Origin of the sequence: Corynebacterium aurimucosum (assembly GCF_046895345.1) — a bacterium.
Classification (GTDB): Bacteria; Actinomycetota; Actinomycetes; order Mycobacteriales; family Mycobacteriaceae; genus Corynebacterium; species Corynebacterium aurimucosum_G.
This window is the reverse complement of the sequence record NZ_CP160096.1, coordinates 519,307-535,438: the sequence shown is the minus strand read 5'-3', so window position 1 is coordinate 535,438 and position 16,132 is coordinate 519,307. Positions and strand designations below refer to the sequence as shown.

Here is a 16,132-nt window from a genome sequence, read left to right as displayed (position 1 = left end):
GAGTGTACTCAGGTGCGCTGCCACATCGCGCCCGAGCGGGTGATCACCCCCATCTTTTGCATGGCCACGAGCAAGTGAATAGTCAGCGCTACCCGCATTCCTGCGGCCGCCGCAATATCTTCTGCGCTCGCGCCTTCCTCCGCGCTTTCCGGCGGAGTGGAGTCATATACCCGAAGCTCATTGCGGGACAGACGCTGCACCGCAGTCGGCTGAAACTCCAGTTCATATTGGCCGGCCACGTCCACCTCGCCCGCCTTGCCAACCAAACCCCGCACTTCATCCGCAGAGGCCACCAACTGAGCCCGCCCATCCTGGATACGTTGATGGCAACCCAAGGACCCAGATGTGGTGATGGGTCCTGGCACTGCCATGGCAACCCTGCCCAGCGCTTCCGCCCAGTTCAACGTGTTGAGCGCACCAGAGCGGAATCCGGCTTCGACCACCACGGTACCGCTCGTCATCCCCGCCACAAGGCGGTTGCGAGATAGAAAGCGAAAACGCTGCGGCCGCGTGCCCGGCGCGAACTCTGACACGATGCATCCCTTCTCAGCGATTCTGTCAAAGAGCCTTGCATTGCGCGCTGGGTAAGAAATGTCGATGCCGCAGGCCGCTACTGCTACCGTTAGGCCTCCTGTATCCAGCGCGGCTTCGTGGACTGCTGTATCGACGCCCACCGCCCCGCCGGAAACCACAGTCCATTGGTGGGAGGCAAGGCCGCTAGCCAGAAGTGAGCCGGCTTCCCAGCCATATCGGCTCACCGCACGCGTCCCCACCAGCGCCACCGATTGGGATACCGTTTCGCGCAGGTTCCCTCCACGGACCCACAGGCTGTGAGGAGGAAACGCTTGGTCATCAAATGTTGCTGGGGCTTCCACCATTCCTTGGTGGTAGAAGCCAAAGGCTCGCGATAACTCTTCTCCCGGCCACTCCGCATCCGCGGGTGTGATCAGTCGAGCCCCCACCGCTTCCGCGGCGGCGAGGTCTTCTTCTTGCCGCAGCCAATCGCGCCGCGAAGCCGTCGCCTGCCGCAAGGGGCCGATCCATTCCTCGCCCTTGTAGATTCCCCGGGCGATCTCCTCAGCCGGGTACTGGCTCAGCAGCCCGTGGAGGGTTGGTGAGGGGCCCTCCACAACGCGGTTAAGGTAGGCCCACGTGTGCCGGGTACTCGATAGATTGAGCTCGCTCATGCTGCCAGCCTTTCGATGGTTCCGGCGCCGCGGAGATCCAACGCCCGACTGACATGGTCCAGCTCGGGGCGTGCGGAGCCGTCGAGGTCTGCCAAGGTCCATGCCAGACGCAGTACCCGATCTACTCCGCGTTGGCTCAGCTCACCTTCCGCTAGATAGGCAGCAAGCATAATCATCGCAGACTCCGCCGCCGGGCGGTGGCGCCTCAAATAGGAAGCGGACACGGCACCATTGACCACGCTCCCCAACCCGTCAGCCTCCCAGCGCGCTTTCATCCGTTCCCGGGCGGCAGCCACGCGCTGCGCTATATCCGCTGAGCTTTCCTCCCCTTCGGCATGAAGCACTGCGGATTGCCCCGATAGCGACACGATGATGTCGAGGCGGTCCCGCAGCGGCCCTGAAAGGTTCGACAGATAATTCATTCTGTCTGCCGCACGGCACTCGCAGCGCGCTGGTTCTTCGGCACCACACCGGCAGGGGTTCGCGGCTAGTACCAGTTGGAATTGTGCGGGGAAGATGACTTCTCTGCTCGCTCGCGTCAGGCGCACCTGTCCTTCTTCTAAAGGGGCGCGCAGGCTATCGAGAACCTGCGCTGGAACCTCACTGACTTCATCGAGGAAGAGCACACCATGGTGGGCTAGGCTCACCGCGCCTGGCCGCGGGCGCCCCGAGCCGCCACCGATCAGCGCGGCCCTTGTTACCGAAGCATGCGGTGCGATGAAGGGAGCGCGAGAAACGGCGGTACCAACGTCCCCGGCCACCGAGTGGATGGCTGTGGCTTCTACCGCCTGCTCCATGCTCAAGCGCGGCAGAATGCCCGGCAAGCGCGAGGCAATCATCGACTTTCCAGAGCCGGGCGGTCCCACCATCATCACGTGGTGACCGCCGGCGGCAGCGACTTCCGCCGCCCACTTGGCTTCTTTCTGGCCAGCGACTTCGCTGAAGTCTGCGACCTGTTCGCGGGCAGGCGCTGCCGCGTGTGCGATGAGATGTGCATCCGGCAGACAATCCCTCCCGCACGCCCAGGCAAAAGCATCCCACAGGGTTTCGGCCACGAGGACTGTCATTCCGGGCACCAATGCCGCCTCGGCCGCATTTCCCACAGGAATGATGAGGGTGTCATAGCCTTGCGAGCGTGCGGCCAGGATCGCCGGGATGATGCCAGAAACTGGGCGCACGTGCCCGTCCAATCCCAGCTCGCCGAGGACGAGCGCCCCGCTGAGCCGACTCTTCTCACTCTGCCCGGCCGCTAAGATTGCCAAGGCCATCGGGAGGTCAAAGTGAGCCCCGGCTTTAGGCAGCGACGCCGGTGACATGGACACCACGACCTTCGTCTTAGGCCATGACAAATGCGAATTGCTCACCGCGGTGCGGATGCGGTCTCGCGACTCGGAGATCGCTGCATCCCCCAGGCCCACAACGTGAACTCCGGGAAGTCCGGGGCCAACGTTGGCCTCCACTGTGACCACCCGGGCCAGGACTCCATCTAGCGCTATCGTGTCGCATCTACCGAGAGCCATGATCAACTCCCTGGAAATATTCCACTTCGAAGGCTTCCCCAGAGTGTGCCCCGGTGGCCACGAGTCCAAGCACGTCAAAACGAAGCTTGCTTAATGTCTGGTTTTCACTCCGCGCAGTACTCAGCCACTGCGCGGCTGCTTTGCGCAGGCGCTTTAGCTTGCGTGGGGTTACCGCCTCCGCGACTCCAAAGTTGCGGGTAGCCCGAGTCTTAACTTCGCAAAAGACAATGGTCCCATCGCTCTCGCGCACAACGAGATCGAGCTCGCCCACGCGGTAGTGAACGTTTGCGGCGATAACCTGCGCCCCGCGTGCGCGGTAAAAGTCAGCAGCGAATTTCTCCCCTGCTTTTCCTAGTGCATCCGCGGGGCGAATGGTCTGCCCCACGGTCGGCGAATGCAGAGAGGCTGCTAGATTTCTTGTCACTATGGTGCTCCTTGGAATTGAACGTGTACACAACACGCCGTAAGCACGACACAAGAAAATCCCCGTGCCGCACACCCCTTACGGCACTTCCAGAACACCCCACACAACAGTCCGGTGGCGAGGGCTTCTTCCCTCGCCACCGCAAATCTGTGGATAACTAGTCCGGGGTCACCTCGATAGCGTTTCCCCGCACTCCTTTACCTAGAACTCTATTCAGGGAGAACAAAGTCCGGCTTGTCCAGCTCCTCAATATTGACGTCCTTGTAAGTGATCACACGGACATAGCGCACAAAGCGCGCCGAGCGGTACATGTCCCACACCCAGGCATCCGACATGCGGACCTCGTAGTAGACATCCGGGCCGGAGGTATGCGGGATGAGCTCCACCGCATTGGCCAGGTAAAACCTGCGTTCGGTTTCTACCACATAGGAGAATTGGCTGACCACATCGCGATATTCGCGGTACAGCGACAGCTCGACTTCAGCCTCGTAGTTATCGAGTTCCTCAGCGCTCACGGTGTGCTTCTCCTTCGCTCACAATTACCCGGGATCACGGTGTCACAGATTGAGCACAAGCTTAGTTCGCACTTGCTGCCTAAGCCTTCAGGCGCGCGCGAGGAATCGTGCATGAGCTTCAGCAACATTGCGATAGCTCATACGGTGCTCAGGCGTCGCCCCCAGCTGGGCGATGGCATCCTGATGCACAGCTGTGCCATAGCCCTTATGGGTTTCCAGAGCATAGCCTGGGTAGTGCTTCGCCACATCCACCATGAGACGGTCCCGGGAAACTTTGGCCAAAACACTAGCCGCAGCGATGCAACGTGCGGCGGTATCGCCGGCGATGATCGGCAGCTGCGGGGTGGGCAGGCCGGGGACGAAGAGGGCGTCGCTCAGCACATAGCCCGGGCGGATCCCCAGCTGCGCCACCGCACGGCGCATTCCTGACAGGTTGGCATGCTGAATGCCAAAGGCATCGATATCCTTCGCGCCTATGTGCACCACTGACCAGGCCAGCGCACGGCGTTTGATCACCGGCTCCAACTTTTCCCGGGCCGCCGGCGTGAGCTTCTTCGAATCATCAAGCCGCTCCAAGCCGGGCAGGATACGATCCGGCAAAATACACGCGGCGATAGTTATTGGCCCGCAGCAAGCTCCGCGCCCAGCTTCATCCACCCCGGCAACAGGCCCCAACCCTGCTTTGGAGAGCGCGACCTCATAGGTTCTCTTCTGTTTTAGACGGCGCATAGCGGTTAGAGGGGCATGTCCTCGATAGTGTGCGCACGGCTAATCGGAACCACCACGGCAGCGACCTTCCCGCGCACGTTCTCCACTGGAACGGTGCCCTGGAGCTTATCGCCTAGGTGCGCGCGCGAATCCAAAGAGTTTGTGCGGTTGTCCCCCATCACCCACAGGTGCCCCTCGGGAACGGTGACGGGCCCAAAGTACGCGCCGCCACAGGCCTGCGATCCCACCCGCTCATCGACAGGTATCTCCGGCGGATCGAGGACAAAGTCCTGGTTGGTGGGTTGGCCGTCCACCATGACGGCCGGATCGCCCTCCTGGCACGACACGGTCTGACCCCCGGTGGCAATGACCCGTTTGACCAGAATGTTATCGCCGTTGGGAGCCAGCCCCACAACAGCCGCCATATTTTGGATGCCGCGGAGAAACACATTGTGGGAACGCTTGACCTCAAAAGACGTGTTCCACGATTCCGGACCGGCAAAGACCACAACCTCTCCCGGGCGCGGATCGCTGAAGTAATAGCTCACCTTCTGCACCGCGATGCGGTCATTCGTACACCCCGGGCAGCCATGCAGGGTGGGCTCCATGGAAGAAGACGGGATGAGATACAGCCTTCCCACGAAGGCCTGAATCAACGCCAGCGCCACGAAGGTGACAGCCAGCGCCGAAAGAACATCGCGAACTCTAGGACTGGATGTCCGGGTCATCGACTCCACCAATACGGTTGAAGGGGAAGAAGATGAACATGACCTTGCCGCGAACATTCTCCAGGGGGATTGTTCCTTGGTACTCATCCTGCATGTGATAGCGCGAGTCCGCGGAGGCCGTGCGATTATCTCCCATCACCCAGATATTGCCCTCCGGCACGGTCACGGGGCCAAAGTACGCGCCGCCGCAGGCATAGGAACCGGTGGTTTCATCAACGCGATAGGTCGGTGGATCCTGCACATAATCCTGTTCAATGGGCTTGCCGTCCACCATGACTGCCGGATCCCCTTCTTGGCAGGACACCGTCTGGCCACCGGTGGCAACAACGCGCTTGACCAGAGTGTTCTCATCGGGCGGGGTGAGCGACACATAGCTCAGGGCATCCTGAATGCGGTGGATCACTGGGTTATCGGAACGCGGGGACACCCAGTTGCTATCCCAGTCCGGGGTGCCCTTGAATACCACGACATCACCGGGTTCCGGGCTCTTATCGCCGTAGTAGGAAACCTTTTCGGTAAAGATCCGGTCGTTATTGCAGCCTTCGCAACCATGCAATGTCGGCTCCATGGAGCCGGAGGGGATCACGTACTGCCGGCCTACAAAGTTCTGGAAAATGCCGACGACTGCGAGCACGGAGACCACTACGAGGGCAGTCTCCAGCAACCAGGGCATCTGCTTCTTTTCTTCAGCTGGGGGCGCCGCGCTTTCCGACGCCTCTCTCCCAACCCCCTGGGAACTTTCAGTAATGTCGTTTTCTTTTTCCACGGGCTAAATCCTAGCAATGTGTCTTGCCCTCACGGACCTTGTGGCCCCGCGCGGCGCACGCTAAAAGGAGAAGGCAAAAGGAAAGCCCTCCGCCTTTCCTCGCGGTGAGGATAAAGGCGAAGGGCTGTGATGCGCTGTAAATTAGCGGCGCTCCTTGATGCGGGCCTTCTTGCCGCGCAGGTCGCGCAGGTAGTACAGCTTGGCGCGGCGGACACGGCCGCGGCGGACTACCTCGATGGAGGCAATGTTCGGGGAGTGAACCGGGAAGGTACGCTCAACGCCGATACCGAAGGAGACCTTACGCACGGTGAAGGTTTCGCGGATGCCGTCGCCCTGACGACGGATGCAGACACCCTTGAAGAGCTGGGTACGCTCGGTGGTGCCCTCGATGACCTTGACGTTGACGTCAAGGGTATCGCCCGGGCGGAAGGACGGGATATCGTCGCGCAGCGAAGCTGCATCAACCTTGTCAATGAGGTTTGCCATTGGTGTTTTCCTTTTCAGTTTAAGACAGAGGACCCTAGCGCCGCCTCGCGGCAGCTGACCGGTTCGTGCCTATTACACAGAACATCGTTATCTTTCCACACCCCACCCCGGAAGAACAAATTCCGTCAAACGCCTGACATCTCCTCATTGCTGGCTCTAAGGTGGGTGGCGCACTGATACCCCACGGGTGCCCACGGGAAGTGGGCTGAGAGTGGCGCTGATACCGCGCCTGCACCGTTCGAACCTGTCTGGTTAGCACCAGCGAAGGAAGAGAGGAGCAGCCATGACGGCTACCCATAACCCCATCCAGTCCACCAACTCCGGCGAGATCCACCCCAAGCACTCCTACTCCCCCATCCGGGAGAATGGCCTGGAGGTACCGGAGACCGAGATCCAGCTGGATGATTCCCCTACCGGCCCCAATGAGCCCTTCCGTATCTACCGCACACGTGGCCCGGAGTGTGAGCCCGAAGTCGGTCTGCCGGCACTGCGCGCCGAATGGATTGCGGAGCGCGGGGACGTTGAGGAATATGAGGGCCGCGCACGCAACCTCGCTGACGATGGCCGCTCGGCCGAGCGCCGCGGTGCGGCTTCCCAGGAGTGGAAGGGGGAGCGTCGCCAACCGCTGCGTTCTAAGGAAGGCAAGCGCGTTACCCAGATGCACTATGCACGCCAGGGCATCATCACCAAGGAGATGGAGTTCGTGGCCCTACGCGAGCACTGCGACCCAGAGTTCGTGCGCTCCGAAATCGCCCGTGGCCGCGCCATCCTGCCTAATAACGTCAACCACCCCGAGTCGGAGCCGATGATCATCGGTCGGAAGTTCCTCACCAAAATCAACGCCAATATTGGCAACTCCGCGGTGACCTCCTCCATCGCCGAGGAGGTATCCAAGCTACGCTGGGCCACCCGCTGGGGCGCGGATACCGTCATGGACCTCTCCACCGGTGACGACATCCACACCACCCGCGAGTGGATCCTGCGCAACTCTCCGGTTCCTATCGGCACCGTGCCCATCTACCAGGCGCTGGAGAAGGTCAATGGTGTCGCGGAAGACCTGACATGGGAGATTTTCCGCGATACCGTCATCGAACAGTGCGAGCAGGGCGTGGACTACATGACCGTGCACGCCGGCGTGCTTTTGCCCTACGTGCCGCTGACCACGAACCGCGTCACCGGCATTGTTTCCCGCGGCGGCTCCATCATGGCAGGCTGGTGCCTGGCGCACCACAAGGAGTCCTTCCTCTACGAGAACTTCGACGAACTCTGTGAGATTTTCGCGCGCTACGACGTCGCTTTCTCCCTCGGCGATGGTCTGCGCCCCGGCTCCTTGGCGGATGCTAACGACACCGCCCAATTCGCTGAACTCAAAACCATCGGTGAGCTCACCCGGCGCGCCTGGGAGTATGACGTCCAGGTCATGGTGGAAGGCCCAGGACACGTCCCGCTCAACATGATTCAGGAAAACAACGAGCTCGAGCAGGACTGGGCCTCGGATGCTCCCTTCTACACGCTGGGCCCGCTGGTTACGGATATCGCACCGGGCTATGACCACATCACCTCCGCCATTGGTGCGGCACACATCGCCATGGGTGGTACGGCCATGCTGTGCTACGTCACGCCGAAGGAACACTTGGGGCTTCCCAACCGCGATGATGTGAAGACCGGCGTGATTACCTACAAGCTTGCGGCCCATGCAGCCGACGTGGCCAAGGGCCACCCAGGTGCGCGCGCTTGGGATGATGCGATGAGTAAGGCCCGCTTCGAATTCCGCTGGCACGACCAGTTCGCGCTCTCCCTCGACCCAGACACCGCGCAGGCCTACCACGATGAGACCCTGCCTGCGGAGCCGGCGAAGACCGCCCACTTCTGTTCCATGTGCGGCCCGAAGTTCTGCTCTATGCGCATCAGCCAGGACATCCGGGATACCTTCTCCGACTCCCTTGGTATGCCAAGTTTTCCGGGTAAGGACGCCGTTGATCCGGAGGTCGTGGCAGCTGCCCGTGCCGGTGAGAAACAGATGTCGGAAGAGTTCAAGGCCCAAGGTTCGCAGCTCTATCAGGAGGAAGAAACCGCGCATGCCTGATCTTCGCTGCTACTTCGTCACGGGCGCGGGCACGCCTGCGGAGATCGTGCGCATCGCTGCGGCAGCAGCGCGAGGCGGTGCCGGGGTCGTGCAGGTGCGCTCCAAGCCAATTTCTGCCCGCGACCTTTTCTATTTAGGCCGCGACGTGGCCCGCGCGGTGGCGAAGGCTAACCCAGAAACACGCGTGCTTATCGACGACCGCGTAGACGTCGCCGCCGCCCTACGCCACGCCGGCGAGCCGGTGCATGGCGTGCATGTCGGCCAAGATGATCTACCCGTCGCCGCTGCCCGCGCGTTGTTGGGTCCGGACGCGATTATCGGTCTGACCACCGGCACCCGCGAATTGGTCGAGGCCGCCAATGACGCCGCAGATGTCATTGACTACATCGGTTGCGGCCCGTTCCGCGCGACTCCGACGAAGGACTCCGGCCGCACGCCTTTAGGACTTCACGCCTACCCGGAATTGATGAAGCTCTCCCGCGTGCCACTCGTAGCCATCGGGGATGTCACCGCTGAGGATGCAGCCGATCTTGCGGCAACTGGTGTGGCCGGACTAGCCGTCGTGCGCGGCATCATGAATGCCGAGGACCCAGAAGCTTATTGCCGCGCGCTGCTGTCCGGTTTTGACGAAGGTGCGCGATGAGTACTAGCTCTGATTCTTCAGTCATCGTCGTCGGCGCGGGCGTCATCGGTCTGGCCACCGCCGTGGAGTTGGCCGCGCGGGGCTTTAAGGTCACTGTCTTGGACCCGGCACCGGCCTCTGGGGCTTCGCACTATGCCGGGGGCATGCTCGCCCCCGCCGCGGAGGTGGTCTACCAACAGGATCCACTCTTCCCGCTGATGCGTGCCTCCGGCGCGTGGTACCCGAAGCTTATCGATCTCGTGGCTCAGCACACCGAGGTCCCAACTGGCTACCGCGCCGAAGGTACCCTCGTCGTCGCCGCTGACCGTGCGGATGCTCAGCACCTCACCGAGCTGGCTGACTATCAATCCCTCCACGGCATGGAGGTCGAGCGCATCACCGTGCGCGAAGCCCGGCGCGCCGAACCTTTGCTCTCGCCACGTCTGGCTGCTGCGGTGAGTATTCCGGGTGACACGCAGGTTTTCCCCCGCCAGTGGACAGCTGCACTGCTCAGCGCAGCCCAAGCACTCGGTGTGCGTTTCTTCCGCACGGCAGCACAGTCGATCAATGCTGACACGGGCATGGTCACCACGGCCGTCGGCGAGTTCGAAGCTGAACAGGTGGTACTCGCTGCAGGCCTGGGAGCACGCGACATCGAGTGGGCTGCATCAGCCGGGCTCGAAGAATCTCCGCTACACCTGCGCCCGGTATACGGCGATATCCTGCGCCTGCGCGTACCGGACGAGCTCCAGCCTCTGCTCACCCGCGTGGTGCGCGGCTTCGTGGAGGACCGCCCCATCTACCTCATCCCCCGCGGCGACGGCACCTTGGCGGTTGGCGCTACAACCCGCGAGGATCCTCTTGCCACGGCCCAGGCCGGCGGTGTCTACGCGCTGCTTCGCGACGCCATCCGTGTGCTGCCCGCCGTCGAAGAGTGCGAATTCCTCGAGGCCAGCGCGGGTGCCCGCCCCGGCACGCCAGACGATTTGCCGTACCTCGGCCGCGTCAGCGACAAGCTCGTCATCTCCACCGGCTATTTCCGCCACGGCATTCTGCTCACGGCCCTGGCCGCGCGCTGTACACGCGAGCTCATCGAAGGCACCGAATCCAGCATCGATCTCACCGCTTGTGATCCTCTACGTCACCTCAAGGAGCAGCCATGATCCTCATCCTCAACGGCCAGCCCACTGACACCTCAGCGACGACCATCACCGAATTGTTGGACGAGCAGAACATCGCCGCCGACGGCACCGCCGTGGCCGTGTCCGAACAAGTCGTACCCCGCTCGCAGTGGGAGTCCACCCCACTCACTGAAGGCGCAACCGTGGAAATCCTCACCGCAGTCCAAGGAGGTTAAATGCTCACCATCGCCGAGACCACCTTTTCTTCCCACCTCATCATGGGCACCGGTGGGGCCACGAGCCACGACGCCCTGGAGCGCGCGCTCGTCGCCTCCGGAACCGAGCTGACTACCGTGGCCATGCGCCGCCACGCTGGTACCCGTGATGGTGAGAGTGTCTTCGATCTGCTGCGCCGGTTGGACATCGCCCTACTCCCCAACACCGCCGGGTGTCGCACCGCGCGCGAGGCCGTGCTCACCGCCCGCATGGCCCGCGAGGCGCTGGGGACCTCCTGGGTCAAGGTCGAGGTCATCGCCGACGAACATACGCTGCTGCCCGATGTCGTGGAAACCCTCGACGCCACCGAGCTGCTGAGCGCCGAAGGGTTCACCGTCCTGGCCTACACCAGCGACGATCCCGTAGCCGCCCAGCGCCTCGAAGACGCCGGAGCGGCAGCCGTCATGCCTCTCGGAGCCCCCATCGGCACTGGTCTGGGAATCCTCAATCCCCACAACCTCGAGCTCATCTGCTCACGTGCCTCGGTGCCCGTGCTTGTCGACGCCGGCATCGGCACCGCCTCCGATGCCACCCTCGCCATGGAGCTGGGCTGCTCCGGCGTGCTTCTCGCCAGCGCGGTCAACCGCTGCCAGGATCCCGAGGCCATGGCCACCGCCATGCGCCACGCCGTCGAAGCCGGCCGCCTAGCCCGGAGTGCAGGGCGCATTCCGCAGCGCGAACACGCCCAGGCATCCTCCACCTTCGAGGGCCTAGCCTCCTGGGCCGACCACGTTCTCTAGACCTGTGGCATTGATCGCCGCCGCACAAGGGACCTATGCTCAGCAAAGATGAACTCGCCCGCACCGCGCGCCAACGCCTTCTCCCCGGATTCGGTGACGCGGCCCAGGAGCGCCTCAATGCCGCGCACGTGCTCGTCGTGGGCGCCGGTGGGCTGGGCTGCCCGGCCCTCCAGCAGCTGGCGGCGGCTGGCATCGGGCGAATCACGATTATTGATTCCGATACCGTCGATATCAGCAACCTGCACAGGCAGGTGCTGTTTGGTGTAGGGGACCTCGGCAAGCCCAAGGCCGAGGTAGCCGCCGCGCGCGCCCGCGAGCTTGCCCCCGAGCTCACCATCACCGCGCTTAAAGAACGCCTCGGCTCCTCCACCGTCCTCGACCTGTGTTCCGAGGCCGACCTCGTCCTCGACGGCTCAGATACCTTCGATACGAAGTATCTCGTCGCTGATGCCTGCGAGCTCACCTCTACCCCACTGGCCTGGGGAACCGTGCTGCGCTACGGCGGGCAAGCCGCGCTGTGGCACTCCGGGAATGCATGTGCTGACGGGCGCGGGGTGGGCTTTCGCGATCTCTTCCCCGCCCCGCCTAGTGGCGAGGCTCTCGAGTGCTCCACAGCGGGGGTCCTGGGGGCTACGACATCGGTCATCGCGGGGCTCATGGCCACCGCGGCGGTCGCCATACTCGGCGCACTCCCAGGTCATCGGGACATGGTCGGGCGCGTAACCTCCTACGACGCGCTCCCCGGTAGCTTCCGCACACTGCGGGTGGGCGCCGATCCCGACCGCCCCCTCGTTACTGCCCTACCTGGCCGGCACACCCCGCCGCCGGAGCTTGTCACCGGCCGCGCTGCCCTCCTCGATATCTCCGAGGAGCCCAACTTTCCTTATGCCGCGGTGACACTGCCCTGGCATACCGTCACCGATGATGATTCCGTGCGCCGAGCACTATCCGCCTGCGCATCCGAACTGGTCTACGTGGCCTGCGCCTCCGGTGGGCGCAGTGCTGGCTTTGTCCTGCGCTACGCCGATCTCGCCGCGGACATGGGCATCGAATTGCGCAACCTGCCCGGTGGGCTCGCAGCACACGATTTCTAGGCACCAGCCACCGCCGGCGTGCGGAAGAGATGCTCGTCGAGGATGCGCGCCGTGCCGTGGTGACGAGCCCGGAAAATCACGCAGGAAGCCACCAGTGCCAGAGCGGTCACGATGAACAGCACCGCGATACCGGCCCAGAACGTCCCATCGTGGATGCCGTCGGTAGCGCGGGTAAAGGCGTTTTTCGCATAAGACATCGGGTGGAAAGGATGCAGCAAACTCAGCGGGCGCGGAATGGCCGCCACCGGCCACACGCCGCCGAAGACCATGACGCCTAGGGCAAAAGCACCGACGGCGAAGACGGCACCAATCTTGCGGCCGAAGGTTACGAGGAAGAACTGGTAGGTCGCCGCACCCACGGCCGCGATGGCGGCGATGACGAGCAACATCATCGGCCAGCTGGCAGGACTCCAGCCCATGGTGGAGGACATCAGCCCCATGAACGCCAAGACCAGGAAGTTCAGGCCCGCCACCACGCCGAAGGCCGCGAGGATGCCACGTACCGGGCTCGTAACTGCCTCGCCGCGGCGGCCCAGGTAATACGGCAGCGTCATCGCCAGAAGCAGCATGACGAGGAAGCCGAAGACCAGAACGAAGAGCAAAGAGGCGCCGCCCGTGATGTTCTTCTCGGTCGGGTCAACCGGGCTGACCACCGTCTGTACAGGGTGAAGGTTGGAGGAGGTGAAGTTGATGGGCACGGCCATGTTCTGTGCGGACGTATCCGGCTGGCTAATGGAGGGGGCTTTGGCGGCACCGTCGGCAAGCTTGGTTGCCAACTCATTGGAGCCCGCCTTGAGCTGGTCCATGCCATCCTTCAGCTCCGTGCCACCGGCGGCCAGCTGGCTCGTGCCGTCCTTCAGCGTGCCGGTTCCCTCGTGCAGGCGGGAAGCACCGTCCTGCAGCTGGGCAGCGCCGTTGCTAAGCTCGCCGACGCCTGCCCGTAACTGCTGCGAGCCATCGGACAAGCGGTGCGCGCCGTCATTGAGAGCCATCATGCCGCCGAGATACTCCGAGTTGGGATCGGACAGGTTGTAGTAGAGCTGGCCGGTGCCGTCAGAGAGTTTTTCCAGTTGCGCCACCATATTTCCGCTGGCGGCCGGGTCCAGCTTCGAGACCAGGGAATAGAGTTGGTCGGCTTGCTGGTGCATGCCGAGGCCGCGGAGGACGTCGACAAGCTGCAGCAGCGCCGGGGCTACGGCCTGCGCCTGCTTGAGCACCGGGATAAGCATGCCCGTCAGTTGGTTGACGCCGCCATCGATCTGGCCCGCACCATCCGCTAGGCGGCCGGTGCCGGCAAGGAGCTTGTCGGAACCGTCGGCAAGCTGGGCGGCGCCATCATCGAGCTGCGCGGCACCATCGCTCAAGCGCCCTACTCCGTCATTCAGGCGGTTCGTGCCGTCCAGCAGCTGGCCCGTACCGTTGTTGAGATCGCCCGCGCCGGCGTCCAGCTTGGCGATTCCCTCGACCGCGCGCCCGCCGCCTTCCTGCAGCTTGCCTGCACCCTCATCGAGCCGACCTGCGCCCTCGGCCGCGGCTCCCAGACCATCGCTGAGTTTATTCAGCCCCTCAATAACCTGGTCGGCGTATTTCTTGGAAATCGCATTCTCCACGCTGGTCTGCACCTGCGGGATGAGGCTGGAAGAAATCACCGAGCCGTTCGTGCCATAGTAGTCATTCGTGGCGAAATGAATCTCCGGTTTCACTGGTTTATCGCTGATGATGGTGACGGCCTGCTCCGAGAAGTTCTTCGGGATGGTCACGACCATGAGGTACTTGCCCTTGAGGAGCCCCTCATCCCCGTCGCCCTTGCTGACTTCGGCGAAATTCAGATACTGCGTCTCCATTAGGCCTTCCACGACCTGATCGCCGTAGTTAGTGTAGGTGCCCTGCTTCTCGACGCCCGCGTCCTCATTCACCACCGCCAAATCAATGTTGCGCATGTACTTAGAGGGGTCCCACATGGCCCACATCATGGTGCCCGCGATGACGATGGGTGCTACGAGAAGGAAAACGATGAGCACGCGCGACAAGGTACTCGTGGGGCGCCAATCGAGGACGCGGTGCCACCCCATCGCCTCACTGTCGTGGCCTGCTGCGCTCCCCTTAGCTGCCTTGCCAGGCGAAGAAGCATTCTTCCGGCTTTCTTCCGTCTCACGGCGCATTCCCGCCTCCTCATGGTTTTAGCTCTGGCCCGCTTATAGCCTTCTGCCCAGGACTTTCAGAGGAAGTACAACGATAAGCGGGACCACTAGTTCATTTGTTTCACCAAACATACCACCTAATATGTTGGCTCTGTAAACTTATCGCTATTCGTGTCATTGCACCCCATGCCGTTACTCCCGCGTGAGCTCCGAATTACGACCTGGTGACTGCGTTTGGCCGTGTGGGTGCTAGTTACTCCCGTGTGAGCTCCGAGTTACAAGGCACATGAACAGGGCGTTTCCCCCTCCGGTTGCGAGGCCTTAAGGCCTGTTTTAGGCTCTGTGCCCATGGGGGATATTGAGACCTACATCCGCCTTCGTAACTCGGGGATTGCGCTGGTGGAAGCAGCAACCAGCACACCCGAAAGCTTGCGCGCGCTGGGCGCCTCACGCGGCGATGCGGCAGAGCTGGCGTCACTTCATGCCATCTATTTCGGCGATACCCGCTTCACCGGCAAGCAGCGCACCGCCCGCCAAGCAGCCCGACGCCAAGGCCACGACCTGGCCACACTAAGCCTCATTGAGTCCTACGCCGCCAAACTGAAGAAGCAACTCGACGTCTGGAATATGCGCGTCACACTTGCATCCACACCTTCAGAACGGATTCCTTCAGTGGCGGCGGAACGTTTGAAAGAACTCAAACCGAAACGCGTGCCGTCGCCTGGGGTGCGCCTTACCTACCGCAAGAACGGCCCGTACTCGCTCACGGTTACCGACTCCGCGCTGAACATCTCCACCATGCGCAGCACGCTGGAGTCCATTAACCCCACTGACCTCCTGGACGCCACCCGTCAGGTCTTCTTTAAAGAAGGTGTGGGGTCTCGGCCGGCGGTGGGAACGAACGTCGTGATAACACTCGATGAGCTCGACAAAATCGTCCGTCATGACGGCGATGACATCGAACTCGAGCTCACCAACGGCGGGCGCATGAGCGGCGCGGAGTTTCTCACCTACAAGTTCGCCGAAACTGGCTACGCCACACTGGTCCACCCCACTATCGGCCCGGTGTGGCTGCACCGTCTTTCGCGCTTTGCCAGCCTCGAGCAACGCATCATGGCCAGCGCGGAGCACCCCACCTGCGCGATCGAAGACTGCAATAAACCGGCGGACTACTGCCAGGTCCACCACATCATCCCTTGGCAAGCGGGCGGAGAAACCAACCCGCCCAACCTGACCATGTTGTGCGCTTATCACAACGGTATTAACGACGATGACCCCACCAGCCCAACCGGCCGAGGCTATGTCTTTCGGCTGAGAGGAACCGTTGACTATATCCCGCCCTGGGGAACACCGATTACCGGGCAGCCGGCCTACCAAGAAGCCATAAACCGGCAGGCCACGAGCCCGACGCGCACTCCTCCAGGCCAACCACCCGATCCGCCGGACCCACACCCATCACCACCCAGCACTGTGTCGCCGCCCGGATAGTCTTCGCGGCAGCTTAGCCGCACACGTCCACACCCCGAACCGGCTCCCCACCAGCACGGAATGTCCTCTTAACACGGCGGACTCAGCCCTGCGCCACGCGGAAACCTCAGATTTCTTGAGGCCCTCCGCGTCTTTGGCGATCGCTCCATCCCACGGGCGTGTCCAATGCACCGTCCGTGCAGAACAGCCCGCCGAAAAACTCACAAACTCCCAACCGTTTGAACGGTCAG

The 16,132-nt window shown here is 62.6% G+C and carries 16 protein-coding genes and 1 riboswitch; of the genes, 7 read left to right on the top strand and 9 right to left on the bottom strand.

Annotation, left to right across the window (positions count from 1 at the left end):
* Positions 1 to 8 precede the first annotated feature (8 nt).
* From dprA to rplS, 8 genes are all read right to left on the bottom strand, one after another.
* Positions 9 to 1,187 carry a DNA-processing protein DprA gene (gene dprA / locus ABZS45_RS02640; RefSeq protein WP_412100562.1) on the bottom strand — a complete coding sequence of 393 codons (1,179 nt, stop codon included), beginning with the start codon at positions 1,185 to 1,187 and terminating at the stop codon, positions 9 to 11.
* Positions 1,184 to 2,707, bottom strand: coding sequence for a YifB family Mg chelatase-like AAA ATPase (locus ABZS45_RS02635; protein ID WP_070445555.1), 1,524 nt, complete (start codon positions 2,705 to 2,707; stop codon positions 1,184 to 1,186). Before ABZS45_RS02635 ends, dprA begins: the two co-directional genes overlap by 4 nt.
* The gene (locus ABZS45_RS02630; protein WP_070711420.1) at positions 2,694 to 3,131 is read right to left on the bottom strand and encodes a YraN family protein; all 438 of its coding nucleotides are present in this window, start codon (positions 3,129 to 3,131) and stop codon (positions 2,694 to 2,696) included. The genes ABZS45_RS02635 and ABZS45_RS02630 overlap by 14 nt, the downstream gene beginning before the upstream one ends.
* Positions 3,132 to 3,340: 209 nt before the next feature.
* On the bottom strand, positions 3,341 to 3,646 hold the full coding sequence (locus tag ABZS45_RS02625; RefSeq protein ID WP_005528899.1) for a DUF2469 domain-containing protein: 306 nt from the start codon (positions 3,644 to 3,646) through the stop codon (positions 3,341 to 3,343).
* 87 nt (positions 3,647 to 3,733) lie between these two features.
* The gene (locus tag ABZS45_RS02620) at positions 3,734 to 4,375 is read right to left on the bottom strand and encodes a ribonuclease HII (RefSeq protein WP_070445549.1); all 642 of its coding nucleotides are present in this window, start codon (positions 4,373 to 4,375) and stop codon (positions 3,734 to 3,736) included.
* Positions 4,376 to 4,380: 5 nt separating this feature from the next.
* Entirely contained in the window at positions 4,381 to 5,082 is a 702-nt protein-coding gene (gene lepB / locus ABZS45_RS02615; RefSeq protein WP_070520044.1) for a signal peptidase I, read from the bottom strand.
* Positions 5,060 to 5,755, bottom strand: coding sequence for a signal peptidase I (lepB, locus tag ABZS45_RS02610; protein WP_236659254.1), 696 nt, complete (start codon positions 5,753 to 5,755; stop codon positions 5,060 to 5,062). The genes lepB (ABZS45_RS02615) and lepB (ABZS45_RS02610) overlap by 23 nt, the downstream gene beginning before the upstream one ends.
* 234 nt (positions 5,756 to 5,989) lie before the next feature.
* On the bottom strand, positions 5,990 to 6,334 hold the full coding sequence (rplS, locus tag ABZS45_RS02605; RefSeq protein WP_010190405.1) for a 50S ribosomal protein L19: 345 nt from the start codon (positions 6,332 to 6,334) through the stop codon (positions 5,990 to 5,992).
* Between the two features lie 173 nt (positions 6,335 to 6,507).
* A riboswitch (TPP riboswitch) is annotated at positions 6,508 to 6,622 on the top strand.
* Between rplS and thiC the strand changes: the two genes are divergently transcribed.
* The 6 genes from thiC (at position 6,618) to ABZS45_RS02575 (ending at position 12,273) form a co-directional block, all read left to right on the top strand.
* Complete coding sequence (gene thiC / locus ABZS45_RS02600; RefSeq protein WP_070445541.1) at positions 6,618 to 8,420, top strand: phosphomethylpyrimidine synthase ThiC; 1,803 nt, start codon at positions 6,618 to 6,620, stop codon at positions 8,418 to 8,420. It overlaps the preceding riboswitch by 5 nt.
* The gene (locus ABZS45_RS02595; RefSeq protein ID WP_412100561.1) at positions 8,413 to 9,063 is read left to right on the top strand and encodes a thiamine phosphate synthase; all 651 of its coding nucleotides are present in this window, start codon (positions 8,413 to 8,415) and stop codon (positions 9,061 to 9,063) included. The genes thiC and ABZS45_RS02595 overlap by 8 nt, the downstream gene beginning before the upstream one ends.
* A complete protein-coding gene (gene thiO, locus ABZS45_RS02590) occupies positions 9,060 to 10,205 on the top strand; it encodes a glycine oxidase ThiO (protein ID WP_412100560.1) in 1,146 nt (381 codons plus the stop codon). The genes ABZS45_RS02595 and thiO overlap by 4 nt, the downstream gene beginning before the upstream one ends.
* The gene (gene thiS, locus ABZS45_RS02585) at positions 10,202 to 10,399 is read left to right on the top strand and encodes a sulfur carrier protein ThiS (protein WP_070445530.1); all 198 of its coding nucleotides are present in this window, start codon (positions 10,202 to 10,204) and stop codon (positions 10,397 to 10,399) included. Before thiO ends, thiS begins: the two co-directional genes overlap by 4 nt.
* Positions 10,400 to 11,179 (top strand): thiazole synthase, encoded by a 780-nt coding sequence (locus ABZS45_RS02580; protein ID WP_412100559.1) that lies wholly within the window; start codon positions 10,400 to 10,402, stop codon positions 11,177 to 11,179.
* 35 nt (positions 11,180 to 11,214) lie between these two features.
* Positions 11,215 to 12,273, top strand: coding sequence for a ThiF family adenylyltransferase (locus ABZS45_RS02575; protein ID WP_412100558.1), 1,059 nt, complete (start codon positions 11,215 to 11,217; stop codon positions 12,271 to 12,273).
* Here ABZS45_RS02575 and ABZS45_RS02570 read toward each other — a convergent pair.
* A complete protein-coding gene (locus ABZS45_RS02570) occupies positions 12,270 to 14,435 on the bottom strand; it encodes a YhgE/Pip family protein (protein WP_412100557.1) in 2,166 nt (721 codons plus the stop codon). The genes ABZS45_RS02575 and ABZS45_RS02570 overlap by 4 nt on opposite strands.
* A 327-nt stretch (positions 14,436 to 14,762) precedes the next feature.
* On the opposite strand from ABZS45_RS02570, the gene ABZS45_RS02565 reads away from it, so the two are divergent.
* Positions 14,763 to 15,902: an HNH endonuclease signature motif containing protein gene (locus tag ABZS45_RS02565; RefSeq protein WP_412100556.1), complete on the top strand. Its 1,140-nt coding sequence runs from the start codon at positions 14,763 to 14,765 to the stop codon at positions 15,900 to 15,902.
* The last annotated feature ends 230 nt before the right edge of the window (positions 15,903 to 16,132 follow it).

Excerpts from the sequence above, each read along its gene's own strand:
- dprA (WP_412100562.1), bottom strand. The coding sequence starts at position 1,187 with ATGAGCGAGCTCAATCTATCGAGTACCCGGCACACGTGGGCCTACCTT.
- ABZS45_RS02635 (WP_070445555.1), bottom strand. The coding sequence starts at position 2,707 with ATGGCTCTCGGTAGATGCGACACGATAGCGCTAGATGGAGTCCTGGCC.
- ABZS45_RS02620 (WP_070445549.1), bottom strand. The coding sequence starts at position 4,375 with ATGCGCCGTCTAAAACAGAAGAGAACCTATGAGGTCGCGCTCTCCAAA.
- lepB (WP_070520044.1), bottom strand. The coding sequence starts at position 5,082 with ATGACCCGGACATCCAGTCCTAGAGTTCGCGATGTTCTTTCGGCGCTG.
- lepB (WP_236659254.1), bottom strand. The coding sequence starts at position 5,755 with ATGCCCTGGTTGCTGGAGACTGCCCTCGTAGTGGTCTCCGTGCTCGCA.
- rplS (WP_010190405.1), bottom strand. The coding sequence starts at position 6,334 with ATGGCAAACCTCATTGACAAGGTTGATGCAGCTTCGCTGCGCGACGAT.
- thiC (WP_070445541.1), top strand. The coding sequence starts at position 6,618 with ATGACGGCTACCCATAACCCCATCCAGTCCACCAACTCCGGCGAGATC.
- ABZS45_RS02595 (WP_412100561.1), top strand. The coding sequence starts at position 8,413 with ATGCCTGATCTTCGCTGCTACTTCGTCACGGGCGCGGGCACGCCTGCG.
- thiO (WP_412100560.1), top strand. The coding sequence starts at position 9,060 with ATGAGTACTAGCTCTGATTCTTCAGTCATCGTCGTCGGCGCGGGCGTC.
- thiS (WP_070445530.1), top strand. The coding sequence starts at position 10,202 with ATGATCCTCATCCTCAACGGCCAGCCCACTGACACCTCAGCGACGACC.
- ABZS45_RS02580 (WP_412100559.1), top strand. The coding sequence starts at position 10,400 with ATGCTCACCATCGCCGAGACCACCTTTTCTTCCCACCTCATCATGGGC.
- ABZS45_RS02575 (WP_412100558.1), top strand. The coding sequence starts at position 11,215 with ATGCTCAGCAAAGATGAACTCGCCCGCACCGCGCGCCAACGCCTTCTC.
- ABZS45_RS02570 (WP_412100557.1), bottom strand. The coding sequence starts at position 14,435 with ATGCGCCGTGAGACGGAAGAAAGCCGGAAGAATGCTTCTTCGCCTGGC.
- ABZS45_RS02565 (WP_412100556.1), top strand. The coding sequence starts at position 14,763 with ATGGGGGATATTGAGACCTACATCCGCCTTCGTAACTCGGGGATTGCG.